Source organism: Variovorax sp. GW821-FHT10D07 (assembly GCF_059415325.1).
The window spans coordinates 20,057-35,709 of record NZ_JBWKMZ010000020.1 but is presented as its reverse complement, the minus strand read 5'-3'; the positions used below and the strand labels follow the sequence as shown (position 1 = coordinate 35,709).

General features: G+C 71.2%; 15 protein-coding genes and 1 tRNA gene. 9 read left to right on the top strand and 7 right to left on the bottom strand.

The window, feature by feature from the left end; genetic code table 11:
- Window positions 1-3: 3 nt before the first annotated feature.
- Window positions 4-891: an MOSC domain-containing protein gene (locus AC07PU_RS37410; RefSeq protein ID WP_495323050.1), complete on the bottom strand. Its 888-nt coding sequence runs from the start codon at window positions 889-891 to the stop codon at window positions 4-6.
- 105 nt (window positions 892-996) lie between these two features.
- On the opposite strand from AC07PU_RS37410, the gene AC07PU_RS37405 reads away from it, so the two are divergent.
- Genes AC07PU_RS37405 through AC07PU_RS37395 form a run of 3 tightly spaced genes read left to right on the top strand, consistent with a single transcriptional unit; the run spans window position 997 to window position 4,815 of the window.
- On the top strand, window positions 997-2,154 hold the full coding sequence (locus AC07PU_RS37405; protein WP_495323049.1) for an FAD-dependent monooxygenase: 1,158 nt from the start codon (window positions 997-999) through the stop codon (window positions 2,152-2,154).
- A gap of 52 nt (window positions 2,155-2,206) precedes the next feature.
- Window positions 2,207-2,941 (top strand): DsbC family protein, encoded by a 735-nt coding sequence (locus tag AC07PU_RS37400; protein WP_093347960.1) that lies wholly within the window; start codon window positions 2,207-2,209, stop codon window positions 2,939-2,941.
- On the top strand, window positions 2,941-4,815 hold the full coding sequence (locus AC07PU_RS37395) for a M61 family metallopeptidase (RefSeq protein ID WP_208513899.1): 1,875 nt from the start codon (window positions 2,941-2,943) through the stop codon (window positions 4,813-4,815). The genes AC07PU_RS37400 and AC07PU_RS37395 overlap by 1 nt, the downstream gene beginning before the upstream one ends.
- A 56-nt stretch (window positions 4,816-4,871) precedes the next feature.
- On the opposite strand, the gene AC07PU_RS37390 is transcribed toward AC07PU_RS37395, so the two are convergent.
- A complete protein-coding gene (locus tag AC07PU_RS37390; RefSeq protein ID WP_495323048.1) occupies window positions 4,872-5,477 on the bottom strand; it encodes a DUF2325 domain-containing protein in 606 nt (201 codons plus the stop codon).
- Window positions 5,478-5,634: 157 nt separating this feature from the next.
- On the opposite strand from AC07PU_RS37390, the gene AC07PU_RS37385 reads away from it, so the two are divergent.
- The gene (locus AC07PU_RS37385; protein ID WP_203202937.1) at window positions 5,635-6,414 is read left to right on the top strand and encodes an enoyl-CoA hydratase; all 780 of its coding nucleotides are present in this window, start codon (window positions 5,635-5,637) and stop codon (window positions 6,412-6,414) included.
- A gap of 51 nt (window positions 6,415-6,465) precedes the next feature.
- Here the strand turns inward: AC07PU_RS37385 and AC07PU_RS37380 are convergent, their stop codons facing one another.
- Both AC07PU_RS37380 and AC07PU_RS37375 read right to left on the bottom strand, forming a co-directional pair.
- Window positions 6,466-7,848, bottom strand: a complete 1,383-nt coding sequence (locus tag AC07PU_RS37380; protein WP_495323047.1) for a hypothetical protein — start codon at window positions 7,846-7,848, stop codon at window positions 6,466-6,468.
- Window positions 7,845-8,531 (bottom strand): sigma-70 family RNA polymerase sigma factor, encoded by a 687-nt coding sequence (locus AC07PU_RS37375; RefSeq protein ID WP_495323046.1) that lies wholly within the window; start codon window positions 8,529-8,531, stop codon window positions 7,845-7,847. The genes AC07PU_RS37380 and AC07PU_RS37375 overlap by 4 nt, the downstream gene beginning before the upstream one ends.
- Before the next feature lie 144 nt (window positions 8,532-8,675).
- Here AC07PU_RS37375 and AC07PU_RS37370 point away from each other — a divergent pair, with 144 nt between their 5' ends.
- Together AC07PU_RS37370 and AC07PU_RS37365 are read left to right on the top strand one after the other, a co-directional pair.
- Window positions 8,676-10,295, top strand: coding sequence for a vWA domain-containing protein (locus AC07PU_RS37370; RefSeq protein WP_495323045.1), 1,620 nt, complete (start codon window positions 8,676-8,678; stop codon window positions 10,293-10,295).
- Window positions 10,296-10,330: 35 nt separating this feature from the next.
- Window positions 10,331-10,407 (top strand) — tRNA-Met (locus AC07PU_RS37365).
- 85 nt (window positions 10,408-10,492) lie between these two features.
- On the opposite strand, the gene AC07PU_RS37360 is transcribed toward AC07PU_RS37365, so the two are convergent.
- A complete protein-coding gene (locus AC07PU_RS37360) occupies window positions 10,493-10,723 on the bottom strand; it encodes a hypothetical protein (protein ID WP_093347975.1) in 231 nt (76 codons plus the stop codon).
- 205 nt (window positions 10,724-10,928) lie between these two features.
- Between AC07PU_RS37360 and AC07PU_RS37355 the strand changes: the two genes are divergently transcribed.
- Entirely contained in the window at window positions 10,929-11,138 is a 210-nt protein-coding gene (locus tag AC07PU_RS37355) for a hypothetical protein (RefSeq protein ID WP_296782948.1), read from the top strand.
- A 16-nt stretch (window positions 11,139-11,154) separates the two neighbouring features.
- Here the strand turns inward: AC07PU_RS37355 and AC07PU_RS37350 are convergent, their stop codons facing one another.
- Complete coding sequence (locus AC07PU_RS37350) at window positions 11,155-11,856, bottom strand: SDR family NAD(P)-dependent oxidoreductase (RefSeq protein ID WP_495323044.1); 702 nt, start codon at window positions 11,854-11,856, stop codon at window positions 11,155-11,157.
- A gap of 136 nt (window positions 11,857-11,992) precedes the next feature.
- On the opposite strand from AC07PU_RS37350, the gene AC07PU_RS37345 reads away from it, so the two are divergent.
- Window positions 11,993-12,916, top strand: a complete 924-nt coding sequence (locus tag AC07PU_RS37345) for a LysR family transcriptional regulator (RefSeq protein ID WP_495323043.1) — start codon at window positions 11,993-11,995, stop codon at window positions 12,914-12,916.
- A gap of 12 nt (window positions 12,917-12,928) precedes the next feature.
- Here the strand turns inward: AC07PU_RS37345 and AC07PU_RS37340 are convergent, their stop codons facing one another.
- Window positions 12,929-13,798, bottom strand: coding sequence for a UDP-2,3-diacylglucosamine diphosphatase (locus AC07PU_RS37340; protein ID WP_093347983.1), 870 nt, complete (start codon window positions 13,796-13,798; stop codon window positions 12,929-12,931).
- Between the two features lie 94 nt (window positions 13,799-13,892).
- Here AC07PU_RS37340 and AC07PU_RS37335 point away from each other — a divergent pair, with 94 nt between their 5' ends.
- Window positions 13,893-15,635 carry a lysoplasmalogenase family protein gene (locus AC07PU_RS37335; RefSeq protein ID WP_495323042.1) on the top strand — a complete coding sequence of 581 codons (1,743 nt, stop codon included), beginning with the start codon at window positions 13,893-13,895 and terminating at the stop codon, window positions 15,633-15,635.
- Window positions 15,636-15,653 lie beyond the last annotated feature (18 nt).

Below are 15,653 nucleotides of genomic sequence, written 5' to 3'. Positions count from 1 at the left end.
CATTCACTCGAACTTGTAGTTCGCCCCGACTGGCTGCCCGACCTTGAGCATCTGCTCCACGCCCTGGATCACGATGCAGTTCATGCCGAAGGTGATGCCGCCGTCGACGCGCGGATCGGCGCGGTAGGTGCGCAGCGTGTCGTTGACCTCGGGACTGCTGAGCGCGGTGGCCGGGTCGATGTCGGGAATGGGGCAGCGGGTGCAGGGCTTGACCGGCAGCAGCTGCGCGCCGTCCGCCGAACCGCCGTCACCGCTGGCCACGTGCAGCATCTCGACGCGGTCCTCGTCGTGCGACTCGATGCCGGCCAGCACGATGTTGGGCCGGAAGCGCTCGATGCCCACCGGGCCATGGCCGTCGCGCGCCAGCCGCTCGTTGAGCTCGGCCAGCGAGCCCTCGCTGGCCACCAGCAGCGCGAAGCCGTCGGCGAACTGGGTCTGGGCCTCGATGCCGCCGGTCCACTTGAGGCTCGACAGCCGCTTGACCTCGGGATCGAAGCGCACCAGGCGCAGCTTCTGCGGCTTGCCGGGCTCGGAGAGGAAGTCGCTGAACCACTGGGCCGCGATGTCGCCCATGTCGTAGGCATCGACCTCGTCCTTCCAGACCCGCACCCGCATCGGCTGCTCGACCCGGTCGAAGGCCAAGTGCAGCGCCAGCATGCCGGGCGCGCGCAGCACCACCTCGGTGTGCTTCATCTGCGGCTTGATCAGCGCCATGCGCGGCAGCTGCCGCTGCGTGACGAACTCGCCCTGTGCGTCGACCACCATCCAGGCCCGGTCGAATTCGAGGCCGGTCTCGGTCAGCAGCGCTTCGGGCAACTCGACGCCGGCGCACGACTTGACGGGGTACACGAACAGGCGCGCGATGGTGGCCTGGAGATCGAAATCTGTCACGGGGGCTCCTCGGATGGGGGCTCGATTGTCCTCGCTCCCGGCATACCCCCAATGGCCGGTTTCCCCACGGGGTCGGCCCCAAGAGCCTCCTCCTACAATGCCGCGATGGCCCTCCCCCCCGAAGTCTGTATCCGCGGCGCCGGCATCGTCGGCCGCACGCTGGCCCTGCTGCTCGCGCGCGAACGCGTGCGCGTGGCGCTGGTGGCGCCGCCCGCCGCCGTCGAGCGGGAAGACGTCCGCGCCTATGCGCTCAACGCCGCGTCGCGCGAACTGCTGGTCTCGCTGCGCGCCTGGCCCGAAGGCATCAGCGCCACGCCGGTGCGCGAGATGGTGGTCGACGGCGACGAGGGCGGCCGCGTGCAGTTCAGCGCCGCGCGCCAGAAGGTCGAGGCGCTGGCCTGGATCGTCGACGTGCCGGCGCTCGAGAAGCAGCTGGCCGACGCGGTGCGCTTCCAGCCCCAGATCGAGGTGGTGAGCGAACCGGTCGCCGCGCCGCTCACCGTGGTCTGCGAAGGCAAGGCCAGCGCCACGCGCGAGGCGCTCGGCGTGAGCTACGCGGTCACGCGCTATCCGCAGCATGCGATCGCGGCGCGGCTCGAGGCCGAGCAGTCGCACGACGGCACGGCGCGCCAGTGGTTCAACGACAAGGGCGAGGTGTTCGCGCTGCTGCCGCTCGACGGCGTGCACGGCCGCCGGCTGGCGCTCGTGTGGTCGGTCGACCAGCTGCGCGCGCCGGCGCTGCTCGCGCAATCGGCCGAGGAATTCAATGCCGCCGCGACCGAGGCCAGCCACCAGGCCTTCGGCGCGCTGCGGCTGGCGAGCGAGCGCGCCGCCTGGCCGCTCGCGCGCGCCATCGCCGACCGTTGGACCGGCACCCTGCCTGCCTCCGCACAGACTGCGGCGCAAACCAGCGGCCAGGCGCCGCGCACCTGGGCATTGGCCGGCGACGCGGCCCACACCGTGCATCCGCTCGCGGGCCAGGGCCTGAACCTCGGCCTGGCCGACGCGGCCGCGCTGGCCACCGTCATCAAGGAGCGCGACTACTGGCGCAGCGTGGGCGATCCGCGCCTGCTGCGCCGCTACGAACGCGCGCGCCGCACCGAGGTACTGCAGATGAGCCTGGCCACCGACGGGCTGCAGCAACTCTTCTCGCACGGCCTGGGCCCGCTGCCCGCGCTGCGCAACTGGGGCATGCGCGGTTTCGACCGCACGCGCCTGGTCAAGCACTGGGTCACGCGGCAGGCCATGGGCCTGAAAGCCTGAAGGCCTGAAGACCCGATTCCGGACGAACCGAACAACGACCTCCCTCGAACCCATGAAGACACTCGCACGCCACCTGCTTCCCGCCGCCTTCGCGTCGCTCGCGCTCTTCGCGGCCTTCGGCGCCCATGCCGGCGAAGCCGAGATCCGCAAGAACCTCAAGGAACGCATCCCGCAGTTCCCGACCATCGACGAGGTCAGCAAGTCGCCGATGCCCGGCCTCTACGAGGTGCGCGTCAACGGCGCGCAGATCTACTACACCGACGAGCAGGGCAACTACCTGCTCGAGGGCAACATGATCGACGTGAACGCGCGCCGCAACCTCACCGAGGAACGCGTGGCGAAGCTGTCGGAGGTGGCCTTCGACAAGCTGCCCGTGAAGGACGCGATCAAGATCGTGCGCGGCAACGGCAAGCGCAAGCTCGCGGTCTTCGAGGACCCGAACTGCGGCTACTGCAAGCGCTTCGAGAAGGACATGAAGTCGGTCGACAACGTCACCGTCTACCTGTTCCTCTACCCGGTGCTGGGACCCGATTCGACCGTCAAGTCGCGCGACATCTGGTGCAGCAAGGACAAGGGCAAGGCCTGGAGCGACTGGATGGAAGCGGGCACGCGCCCGGCCACCGCGCCCGGCAGCTGCGACGTGACCGCGCTGCAGCGCAACGTCGAGTTCGGCCGCCGCTACAACATCACCGGCACGCCCACCCTGATCTACAGCAACGGCACCCGCACCCCGGGCGCCGTGCCCGCCGAGCAGGTCGAGAAGCAACTCGCCGCCTCCGCCAGCTGATGGCGACGAAGTCCCCCTCGCGGCGCGCGGCCGCGACGCCCGCGGCCGTGGCCGCGCCCGGCGTGCACTACCGCGTGGAATGCGCCGACCTGCATGCGCGCCTGTTCGAGGTCACGCTCACCATCGACCGCCCCGCGGCCGAGCAGCAGCTGACGCTGCCGGTGTGGATCCCGGGCAGCTACCTCGTTCGCGAGTTCGCCAAGAACCTGCAGGGGCTGCAGGCCTCGCAGGGACGGCGCAAGGCACCGGTGCTGACGCAGCTCGACAAGTGCAGCTGGCGCGTCGAATGCACGGCCGGCCAGCCGCTGGTGCTGCGCTACAAGGTCTGCGCCTACGACAACTCGGTGCGCACCGCCTGGCTCGACGCCGAGCGCGGCTTCTTCAACGGCACCAGCCTGTGCCTGCGGGTCGAGGGCCAGACCGATGCGCCGCATGCGCTCGAGATCGTCGCGCCCGCCGCCTCGGCGCTGCCCGAGGGCGCCGCGCCCTGGTCCTGCGCCACCGCGCTGCCGCCGCTGAAGACCGACCGCCATGGCTTCGGCCGCTACCTCGCGGCCGACTACGACGAACTGGCCGACAGCCCGGTCGAACTCGGCGCCTTCTGGAGCGGCGAGTTCGAAGCCGGCGGCGTGCCGCACCGCTTCGTGGTCGCGGGTGCCGCGGCCTCGTTCGACGGCGATCGGCTGCTGGCCGACACGAAGGCCATCTGCGAAGCCGAGATGCGCTTCTGGCACGGCGACAAGGTCGGCAAGCGCGGCGGTCCGAAGCCGCCGATCGACCGCTATGTGTTCATGCTCAACGCGGTCGACGACGGCTACGGTGGCCTCGAGCACCGCCATTCGACGGCGCTGATCTGCAACCGGCGCGACCTGCCGCAGCTCGGCATGAAGAAGTCCGCAGACGGCTACGTCACGCTGCTGGGCCTGATCAGCCACGAGTACTTCCACACCTGGAACGTGAAGCGGCTGCGGCCGGCCGAGTTCGCGCGCTACGACTACGGCCGCGAGAACTACACGCGGCTGCTGTGGTTCTTCGAGGGCTTCACCAGCTACTACGACGACCTGCTGCTGCGCCGCGCCGAACTGATCGACGACGCGGCCTACCTGCGGCTGGTCAACAAGACCATCAACCAGGTGCAGCAGACGCCGGGCCGGCAGGTGCAGTCGGTGGCCGACGCGAGCTTCGACGCCTGGGTCAAGTACTACCGGCAGGACGAGCAGACGCCCAACGGCACGGTCAGCTACTACACCAAGGGCGCGCTGGTCGCGCTGTGCCTCGACCTCAAGCTGCGCGCCGAAGGCCGCGGCACGCTCGACGACGCGATGCGCCACCTGTGGAACGCGAGCGGCGGCGGGCCGGTGAGCGAGGCCGACATCGCGGCCGCGCTCGAGGCCGCCGGCGGCCGCTCGTACGCGGCCGAGCTCGCGGCCTGGGTACATTCGACCGCCGAGTTGCCGCTGTCGGAGCTGCTGCGCCTGCACGGCGTGGCCACGCTCGACGATCCCTCGCAGCCCGCGCAGACGCTGGGCCTGCGCGTGGCGGAGAGCGGCGGCAGCGTGCAGGTCAAGGTGGTGCTGCGCGGCGGCGCGGCCGAAAAGGCCGGCTTCGCGGCCGGCGACGAATGGATCGGCATCGAGCTGCCGGCCGCGGGACGCAAACCCGCGCAGGGCTGGCGCATCGGCCGGCTCGACGATCTCGCGCTCTACCTCGGCGCGGGCAAGCGCTGCACCGCGCTGGTCGCGCGCGACCGCAAGCTGGTGAAGCTGCCGCTGGTGCTGCCCACGGGCGTCACGACCTGGCGCCTGCTGGCGCAGGACACGGGCCGGGTCTCGAAGTGGCTGGCGCCGGTGGCGATCGCGGCGACGAAGGCTTAAGGCCGGACACGCACCATGAAAAACGGGCCGTCGTCGGCCCGTTTTCTTTTGGCACTTCAGCCCGCTGGCAAGGCCCGTTCGGCCGCGGCCTCCTCGGCCGTCTCGCGCCGCACGAAATGAATGGGCTGCGACTCGCCCACCATCACGCAGGGCTTGCCGGTGCGGCGGCAATGGTCCTGCACGCGCCAGTAGGCGTCGTGGCTCAGGCAACCGGTCTGGCAGATGACGAGGTCGGCCGCGCGCAGGCTGGCCTCGAACGCGGGATCGTCGGTGCCGCCCGTGCCTTCGAGGTGCAGGAAGCGGCCGCCCGCGATCTCGACCAATTGGCGCGCAAGCGAGGGCGTGCGCTCGTCGCCGCCCACGCAGAGCACGGCCTTCTCGCGCAGGTCGGCAGGCACCGGCACCGGCACGGCCAGGCGGCGCGCGGCGCCCGGCGCGAGCAGCGCATGCAGCCGCTTGGGCAGCGCCGCGCCGACGGCCGCGCGCGCGGCCAGCTCCTCGCGCACCATCGCCATCGCCGAATCGCGCGCCACCAGCGCACCACGCAGGCGCACGATCTGCGCCTCCAGCCGCTCCACCAGCGCGGCCTGCTCGGCCAGCAGCTGCGAGCAGCGCTCCTGCACGCGGGCATAGGCCCGCAGCAACACGGCATGTTCTTGCATCGGGAACTCCATGGCCGCGGATTCTAGTTGAGAACAATTCTCAACAAAGCCATGAAGCAGGAAGGGCGAAGGCACCGGCCAGCAGCCCCGTGCCACGGTGGCGCACGGCACCGTGGGTATAGTGAAGCGCGTTTTTCTTCCCTTCCCCGGAGACACCATGAGCTACGAGAACATCGAAGTGCGGACCGAAGCTGGCAAGGTCGGCATCATCACCCTCAACCGACCGAAGGCGCTCAATGCGCTCAACGACGCGCTGATGACCGAGCTGGGCCAGGCCCTGAAGGCCTTCGACGCCGACGACGCCATCGGCTGCATCATCCTCACCGGCAGCGAGCGCGCCTTCGCGGCCGGCGCCGACATCGCGGCGATGGCCAAGTACAGCTTCATCGACACCTACCGGGGCGACTACATCACGCGCAACTGGGAGACCATCCGCTCGATCCGCAAGCCGGTGATCGGCGCCGTGGCCGGCTTCGCGCTCGGCGGCGGCTGCGAGCTCGCGATGATGTGCGACTTCATCATCGCGGCCGACAACGCCAAGTTCGGCCAGCCCGAGATCAAGATCGGCGTGATCCCCGGCGCCGGCGGCACGCAGCGCCTGCCGCGCGCGGTGGGCAAGAGCAAGGCCATGGACATGGTGCTGACCGCCCGCATGATGGACGCCGCCGAAGCCGAGCGCGCGGGCCTCGTGAGCCGCGTGGTACCGTTCGAGAAGCTCGCCGACGAGGCGCTGGGCGCCGCGCTGGTGATCTGCGGCTTCTCGCAGATCTCGGTGATCGCGGCCAAGGAGTCGGTCAACCGCGCCTTCGAGAGCGGCCTGAGCGACGGCGTGATGTTCGAGCGCCGGCTGTTCCATGCGCTGTTCGCGACGCAGGACCAGAAGGAAGGCATGGACGCCTTCCTGACCAAGCGCCAGCCGGACTTCAAGAACGCCTGATGGCGGGCGGGCCGGACGGCCCGCTTTTTTTTGCCCTGGAACTTGATGCCTTCAGCGCTGCGGCGTCGAAGGCGTTTCGCGTGCGCGCTCGAGCGCGGCGCGCAGCGAGGCCAGCGCCTGCACGGGCGGCGTGCCGATGAAGGCCGAAGTACCGGGCTGCAGCGACCAGCGCACCTGCTCGCCCGCGATCTCCAGCAGCGCGACCAGGGTGCGGCCGCGGTACAGCGCGATGCGCGCTTCGACCGGCGCGGCCAGCGCCGCATCGGGCTGGATGGCCGAGCGCGCCACCGCGCCCAGCAATGCGGGGAAGGCTTCGATGTCGGCACGGCCGTGGCGCGGTGCCGCGTCGCCCGAGTCCGACCAGGCGGTCCAGCGATCGAGCGCGGCAAAGGACGGCGCGCGCTCGACGGCGGGCGCCGGCGCGCCGGCCAGCCGGGCACGCGAGGGCGGCGGGAGCGCGGCGGACTCGGCCTGCGAGAGCTGCGCGGACGGCGCGGCGGCCGATGGCTGCGGCGGTGCGTACGAGAGTGCCGGCGGGACGGACTGCAGGGCGGAGGCCGCACCGCGGACCGAGGCCCGTTCGCTTTCGCTCTTCTTGTACGACTGTTCGGCCGCCAGCGGTGCGGCGCCGGGTGCGGCATCGGCGACAGGCGGCGCTGCGCCGGGTGCGGGTGGTGCAGCGGCGATCACGGGCGCGGGCGCCGAAGGCGGTGGTGGTGCCGCGGCTGCGGGCGGCGCGGCGACGGCTGCTGGAGGCGGAGGCGCTGGCGCCACGGGTGCTGCGGCGACTTCGGGCGGCGGTGGCGGCGCGACGGCCGCAGCCGGTGGCGGTGTCGCGGGCGCCGGCGTGGCCCGCTCCAGCGAGGCCGACTCGCGCGACTTGGCGGCCGGCTCGGCCGGGGCCTGCCGCCGCTCGGCTTGCGGTGCCGGCGCGCGTTGCGCAGCCGCGGCGGGCGCGGACGGTCGACGCACCGTGTCGGCATTGCCGGCCGCATCGGCCGCCGCACCAGAAGGCGCAGCGGGCGCGGCAGCTTCGGGCCGTGCCTCGGGCACCACCGCGGGCGCCTCGCGCGGTGCCGGCGGCGCTTCGGCCACCGTGCCACCCACGCGCGCCTCGCCATCGAGCCGCGCATCGGGCACCGGCTCCTGCCGCCACAGCACGGTGACGAAGCCGACCACCAGCAAGGTCGCGAAAGCCGCGTTCCAGGGCATGCGTCCGCGCGCTTCGCCACCGCCGAACAGGCGTCGCCACCACGGCTGCGCGGCCGGCGCGTTGGCGGCGGCCGGCGGCGTGGCGGCCGCGAGGTTGTGCGCCATCTTGCGGATCGCCTCGCGCGTGCGTACCTCGGGCAGCGCCTCGTTGTCGGGCGCGTGCTCGAGCGCGCGGCGCAGGCGCGCGTCGCGCAGGTCGTCGTCGTCGAACCCGGCGCTCATCGCGCGCCCTCCAGCACCGCGAGGTAGCGTTCCATGCAGCCGCGCAGCTTCTGCAGCCCGTAGCGCAGGCGGCTGCGCACGGTCTCGAAACCGATCTGCAGGCTGGCCGCCAGCGCCTCGACCGTCAGGCCGTCCTCGTGGTGCAGCAGGAAGGCCGCGCGCTGCTCGGTGGGCAGCTCGTCGAGGCAGGCCAGCAGGCGCCGGCCCGCGGCGCGCCAGAACGCGAGCTCCTCGGCCGAGGGATGGGTGGCGACGTCGTCCGAGGCGCCGTGCACGCCGCGCTCGAGCGCGGGAATGGCCTCGTCGTCCTCGCCCGCGTGGCCGTCGAGCGTCACTTCGCGCCCGCTCACGCGCAGCCGGTCCATCGCGAGGTTGTGCGCGATCGTGAAGGCCCAGGTGCGCCAGGCCGCGCCCTGCGGCGAGAAGCTCTCGCGCGCCGTGATGATCCGCACCCAGGTGTCCTGGAACACCTCGTCGGCCTGCGATGCGAGCCGCGCGCCCAGCAGCCGCCGCACGAAGCGGAACAGCCCGCCCTCGTGGCGCGCATAGAGCACGTCGAAGGCGGCGGCGTCGCCGCGCGCGTAGGCCAGCATCAGCTGATCGTCGGGCATGGCGTCGCGGCCGGTCGCTTCGGGCGCGGCTTGGCTGGCGGTGGCGGAACGGGCGCGGGGCAGCGCGGACATCGGTGGATTCTCACCTCAGCTGGTACGCGGGAAGGCGCCGGTCGGGGTTGGCGCGGCACGAAAAAAAAAAGATGCACCGGCTTAACCCCGCCGGCGGCGGCGGGCCGTAACAGCCTGCACCGATTCACTTCACGGAGCCGTTCCATGATCCCGTCACCGGCCTTTCGCCCTCGCCGCCCGCTCGTCGCGCTGCTGTGCGCTTCCCTGGTCCTGAGCGCCTGCGGCGCCACCGAGCCGCAAGCGGCGGGCCACAACGATGCCGCCGTCGCCACCCCGGCCACGCGCTGGCCCGCGCCGGCGCTGCAGACCACTGACACCGCCACGCCCGCGCGCAGGATCGAGCCGGCGATGCCGAACTTCGAGGCGCCATCGGCCAAGCATTGCGCGCGCCCGATCCGGACCAGCGAGACCCCGGGCAGCGGCGGGAGCGCGCGGCACCGGTCCGCCCTGGCCGCCGTCGGCGCGCCCCACGCGATGCCCGCGCCCGTCGCGCCGGGCATGGCACCGCCGGCCATGCCTACCCCGCCCCTCGCGTCGATGGCGGCGCCGGTGGCCCCGGCACCCAGCGCCGCCCCCATGGCCGAAGCCCGTTCCAGCGCGAAGATGGCGCGCTCGGCCATCGTGGAGTCGGCCCCGGCGGCCGTTCCGGCCCCCCTCGCGGCAGCCGCGCCGCGCGACGCCCGCGCGGCCGCCGTCGCCCAGCGCCCGGCCCACGAGCCCGTCACCGCCGGCATGGTCGACGACAACGCCGACTTCGGCGAGTACCTGGCCTTCCGCAACCGCACCCAGGTCGCGCACCGCGAGCGCGACATCAGCGAGCGCTACCTGCTGCAGGTGCGCGATGCGCAGGGCAGCGTCGTGCCCGATGCCGAGGTCGCCGTGCAGGCCGCGAACGGCGCCGCGATGTGGGCCCGCACGGATGCGGGCGGACGCGTCTGGCTGCATCCCAAGGCCTTCGATGCCGAGCCGAGCCCGGTCTATGAAGTGACGGTGCGCAAGAACGGCCGCCAGGCGACCTCGTTCCTGCGCCGCGGCCAGAAGAACGCGGTCGACGTGGTGCTCGAGCGTCCCGGCGCCCGCCCCGCGCGCGCGCAACTCGACCTGGTGTTCCTGATCGACGCCACCGGCTCGATGGGCGACGAGATCGCCCGGCTGCGCAGCACGCTGCGCGACATCGCCGACCAGGTCGCGCGCCTGCCGAGCCGTCCCGACACCTGCTTCGGCCTCGTCGCCTACCGCGACCTCAGCGACGAGTTCGTGGTGCGCCGGCACGACTTCACCAACGACCTCGATGCCTTCCAGGGCGTGCTCGACGCGCTGCAGGCCGCGGGTGGCGGCGACTATCCCGAGGCGATGAACGAGGCCTTGCACGAGACGGTGCAGCGCCTGAGCTGGCGCGGCGACGACACCACGCGGCTCGTCATGCTGCTGGCCGACGCGCCGCCGCACCTGGATTACCCCGGTCCGCAGTACGACGACAGCATGGCCGCCGCGCTCGGCAAGGGCATCAAGGTGCTGAGCGTGGGCGCCTCGGGGCTCGACAAGCAGGGCGAATACATCCAGCGCCAGATCGCGCAATACACCGGCGGTCGCTTCGTGTTCCTGACCTACCGGAACGCCGCCGATTCCGCGAGCGGCCCGGGCACGCAGACCGTGCACGACGTGGGCAACTACTCGGTGCAGACGCTCGACAAGCTGGTGGTGCGGCTGGTGTCCGAGGAACTCGGCAAGCTGCCCGGCGCGCAAGCTTCGCGCGGTGGTTGAACTGTGCCAAAAGCCTGGGCTATAATCGCAGGCTCGGCTCTTTAGCTCAGTCGGTTAGAGCGATGGAATCATAATCCACAGGTCCGCGGTTCGAGTCCGTGAAGAGCCACCACACAAAAGAGAAGCCCGCTGTCCATCGGACAGCGGGCTTTTTCTTTGCTCCTGCCGCTGGCTTGCACCAGCGACTGGTCTGCACATCAGTTCACATCGGGACTGCGCTTGGGCACATCGTTGAGCACGGGAGCCTTGCGCTCGCCCGGCCGAGCCCCCGGGTGGCGCGCGGCCCTCGACGCATGGGCCGCCAGCGCCTCATTGACCGCCCGCGGCGACAGCAGCTGCACCTTGCGGCAGTTGCTGCACTGGTAGGCGCGCAGCCAGGGAAAGAAGCGCATCCAGGTGCTGCGCTCGATCCGGTTCAGATGGGTCACGCTGCATTGACAGCAGGTAAAAACCGACATTGTGTTGATACCTGAGTATTAATGGTGAACCCTTATTATTGCGCTCCAATGTGACAAAAGTCACGGTGTGAATGCCATCAAGACGTAAAGTCTGTTTCGTGACGCTCGAGTCTCTTTTCGGGCGTCCAGTCTGCGCGGCAGGTGCGCGCAGCAGCCTTGGAGACGTGAAATGCCCATGGACTTTCTTCGCCGCATCGAAGACGCCTCGTTCCCGCTGGTCATCGCCGACGAAAAAGACGTCCGCAGCGCGATCGTTCTGGAAGCTGCCGGGATGATCAAGGCGCAGTTGCCGAATCCGGAGCGGCCGGACGCCCGCCCGGCGGTGATCTTCGCCATCACGCCGCTGGGCCGTCGACGCCTCAACGAGGGCGCCGCCCCACCCTGAGCGCGGCGCGCGCACCTCACCACGCCACCGTGCGCCCCCGGTAGTCCAGGTACTCCAGCCCGGGCCGCCCGCGCTTCGCGAGCATCACTTCGACCAGGCTCGGCACGCTCTGCTCGATCGTCAGCCGGCCCTCGGGTCCGCCCAGCTCGGTGCGCACCCAGCCGGGCGCCATCGCCAGCAGGGCGCGCGACGTTCCGGCCTGGCGCGCGGCGAAGCTGCGCAGCAACTGGTTCAGCGCCGCCTTGCTGCCGCGATAGACCTCGCGCTGGCCCGTCTCGTTGTCGGCGATGCTGCCCTGCCCCGACGACATGACGCCGATCAGGCCGTCCGGCGGCACGTTGCCCGCGAGGCTTTCCACCACCCGCATCGGGCTCAGCGCATTGGCGACCATGAGGTTCACGAAGTCCTCGGTCGAGACCTCGCCGATGGTCTGGGTCGGATCGGGGTTGGTGGTGCCGGCATTGACGAACAGGATGTCGAACAGATGGCCCGACAGCCGCTCGCGCAGGGCCTGGATCTGCCCGGGGTGCGTGATGTCGAGCGACTCGATCTCGACGCGGCCGGGATGCGCGTCGGCCAGGTCGTGCAGCAGGGTGCGGGCCGTTCCGCGGACCGTGCCCATGACCTTCCAGCCCTTGTTCAGGAATTCGGCCGCGATGGCATGGCCGAGGCCGCGCGAGGCGCCGACGATGAGGATGCTGTGTTGCGGATGGGACATGAGGCGTGCTCCTTTTCTTGGGGACTGCGATGCCACGAATTCTGGGCACGCCCTCTTCCTTGCACCAGACGCCTGGCCTGCAACCAACGATTGCATTGAACGCCACGCCTGGCCACTCCTGCCCTATGCTGGCGCCATGCCCCGCGTCGACCTCAACCTGCTGCCCGCCCTCGATGCCCTGCTGACCGAGGGCAGCGTGACCGGCGCCGCGCGGCGGCTCGAACTCAGCGTGTCCGCCATGAGCCGCACGCTCACGCGCCTGCGCGAGGCCACGGGCGACCGGCTGCTGCTGCAGGCCGGCCGCGGCCTGGTGCTCACGCCCTATGCGATGCAATTGCGCGAACGCATCCCGGCGCTGGCGCGCGAGGCGCAGGCCGCGCTGGCACCGGCCGACCATGCGCTGCAGATCGCCACGCTCGACCAGTGCTTCACGCTGCGCGCCGGCGAGGGCTTCATCGACCTGCTCGCCGCGCCCCTGCTGGCGCGGATCCGCCAGGCCGCGCCGCAGGTGCGGCTGCGCTTCGCGCCCAAGCCCGACTGGGACGCCCGGCCGCTGCGCGAGGGCGGGATCGACCTGGAGATCGGCACCCTCAGGACCACGGCGCCCGAACTGCGCACGCGCCGGCTGTTCCGCGACCGCTACGTAGGCGTGTGCCGCAGCGGCCATCCGCTGCTCGACGAGACGGAGATCGCCGCCGAACGCTATGCGGCCTGCGGCCACGTGGTGGCCTCGCGCGCCGGCGAGATGGACCACCCGGTCGACGAAGCACTGGCCTCATTCGGTCTTGCGCGGCAGGTGGCGATGGTGGTGCCGGCCTACACCCACGCGATGCAGGTCGCGCGGCATTCGGACCTGCTGGCCGTCATCCCGCACTCCTGCCTCGGCAATCGGTTCACGCCCGGCCATGCCGCGGCCCTGGGCCTGCGGCACTTCGAGCTGCCCGTGCCGACACCGCCCTTCAACGTCTCGGCGATCTGGCATCCGCGGCTCGACCAGGATGCCTCGCACCGCTGGCTGCGCAGCGAGGTGCTGGCGCTGTGCGAAGCCGCCTATCCCTGAACGGAAAGGGGCTCAGGCCGCCACGGCCTCGCGCGCCGGCGCGACCTTCGACGGCACCGGCATGTGCGCCGACCACTCGATGATCTCGAGCCGTCCGTCCGCATGCTCGGCCAGCGCCGTGAGGCTCTCGACCCAGTCGCCGTCGTTGCAGTAGAGGATGCCGTCGATGTCGCGCATCTCGGCATGGTGGATGTGGCCGCAGACCACGCCCTGCGCGCCGCGGTTGCGGGCCTCGCGCGCCACGGCGTTCTCGAAGTCGCCGACATAGCTCACGGCGCGCTTGACCTTGCCCTTGAGGTACTTCGACAGCGACCAATACGGCAGCCCCAGCCGCGCGCGCAGCGAGTTGAGGTGGCGGTTGAGCTTGAGCGTGAATTCGTAGAGCGAGTCGCCCACGTAGGCCAGCCACTTGGCGCACTGGATCACGCCGTCGAACAGGTCGCCGTGGATGATCCAGAGCTTGCGGCCGTCGGCGGTCTCGTGGATCCATTCCTCGGCCACGTCGATGCCGCCGAAGTTGTGGTTCAGGTACTTGCGCGCGAACTCGTCGTGGTTGCCCGGGATGAAGATCACGCGCGTGCCCTTGCGGGCCTTGCGCAGCAGCTTCTGGATCACGTCGTTGTGCGCCTGCGGCCAGTACCAGTGCCGCTTGAGCTGCCAGCCGTCGATGATGTCGCCGACCAGGAACAGGGTCTCGCACTCGGTGTGCTTGAGGAAGTCGAGCAACGCCCGCGCCTGGCAGCCTGGCGTTCCGAGGTGCAGGTCGGAGATCCACAGCGTTCGAAACCGCTGCATCGGCCGCGAAACGTCCTCGTCCTCCGCCTCGGGGGGGCGGGCATCGGTGTCGCGCCATGCGCGCAGAAAAGCATCGTCGCGTTGCATGGACCGATAGGTTGGCTGTCTTGCGTGACCTGGCCATGGCAAGTGCGTGACATCCCGATGACGTCCCCACGCGCGCGCGGCCCACAATCGCGCGATGCGCCCTGGCCAGATCATCGTCCTCGCGACCCCCGTCTTCTTCCTGCTGATCGCGATCGAGTTCGCGGTCGGCCGCGTGCGCGCGCGCCGCGGCACGGGGCAGGACACCTACCGCCTCGCCGACGCGGTCAACAGCATCGGCCTGGGCATGCTGAGCCAGATCAGCGCGGTGCTCACCGGCCTGCTGCGCATCGGCATCTACACCGCGGTGTACTCGGCCGTGGCGCTGTTCCCCGACACCGACTTCTGGACCACCTGGTACGGCTGGCTGCTGGCGCTGGTGTTCTACGACTTCTGCTACTACTGGCTGCACCGCATGGGCCACGAGTCGGCCGTGCTGTGGGCCGCGCACGTGGTGCACCACCAGAGCCAGCACTACAACCTGTCGACCGCGCTGCGCCAGACCTCGAGCGGCGCGCTGCTGGGCTGGATCTTCTACCTGCCGATGGCGGCCGCGGGCGTGCCGCCGCTGGTGTTCGCCGTGGTGTCGCTGGTCGACCTGCTCTACCAGTTCTGGGTCCACACCGAGCAGGTCGGCAAGCTCGGCTGGTTCGACCGCTGGTTCTGCTCGCCCTCGAACCACCGCGTGCACCACGCGGTCAACGACCGCTACCTCGACCGCAACTACGGCGGCATCCTGATCGTCTGGGACCGGCTGTTCGGCAGCTTCAAGGAAGAGGACGAGCGCTGCGTCTACGGCACGCGCAGCCCGCTCGCGAGCTGGGACCCGCTGTGGGCCAACGCCGAGGTCTACTGGGGCCTGGCCAAGGATTCGTGGCATGCGCGCAGCTGGGGCGACAAGCTGCGCGTGTGGCTCAAGCCGCCGGGCTGGCGGCCGGCCGACGTGGCGGCGCGCTTTCCGAAGCCGGCCTTCGACATCGCGCAGGTGCGGCGCTACGAGCCCGAAGTGGGCCGCGGCGTGCAGTGGTTCGCGGGCGTGCAGTTCCTGCTGCTGCTCGCGGCCGTGGCGGTGTTCCTCTGGTTCTCCGACGGCATGCCGCTCTCGCGCTCGAGCGTGTGGCTGGCCGCGCTCACCGCCGCGCTGTGGGCCATCGGCGGCGTGCTGCAGGGGCGGCTCTCGATCGCCGAGGCCCTGCTGGTGGAAGCCGCCGCGCTGGCGACCGCGAGCGCCGCGCTCGGCCTGCCCTGGCTGCACCACGCGACCAAGCCGCTGGCGCTCGCGATCGCGGTCTTCATCGCCGCGCGGCGCGCGCTGGCGCGGCCCGGCGGCATGACGCGCTTCGACCTGCTGCTGGTCGCGGGCCTGGTCGGCTCGCTCGCGGGCGACGTGCTGCTGATGGGCCCGGCCTCGATGTTCGTGCCCGGCCTCGTGTGCTTCCTGCTCGCACACCTGGCCTACATCGGCGTGTTCCGCCTCGGCGTCGGCTTCTTCCCGCGGCCGGCGGCGCTGGCGGTCACGCTGGCGATCGGCGCGGCGATGTACGCCTTCCTGTGGCAGGGCGGGCTGCCGGCCGCGCTGCGCATCCCGGTCGCGCTCTACGTGCTGGTGATCGCCTGCATGGCGGCCCAGGCGTTAGGCCGGGCCTTCGTGCTGCGCGACACAGCGGCTGGATGGCCCGCGGGCTGGGTGGCGGCGGGCGCCTGCTGCTTCATGCTGAGCGACGCGCTGCTCGCGACCAACCGCTTCGTGGCGCCGCTGCCGCTGGCACAGCTGTGGGTGCTCGCGACCTACTACGTGGCGCAGACGCTGATCGTGCGGCATGCGCGGCCGCCGGGCTGACGCCGTGCGCCAGCGGTC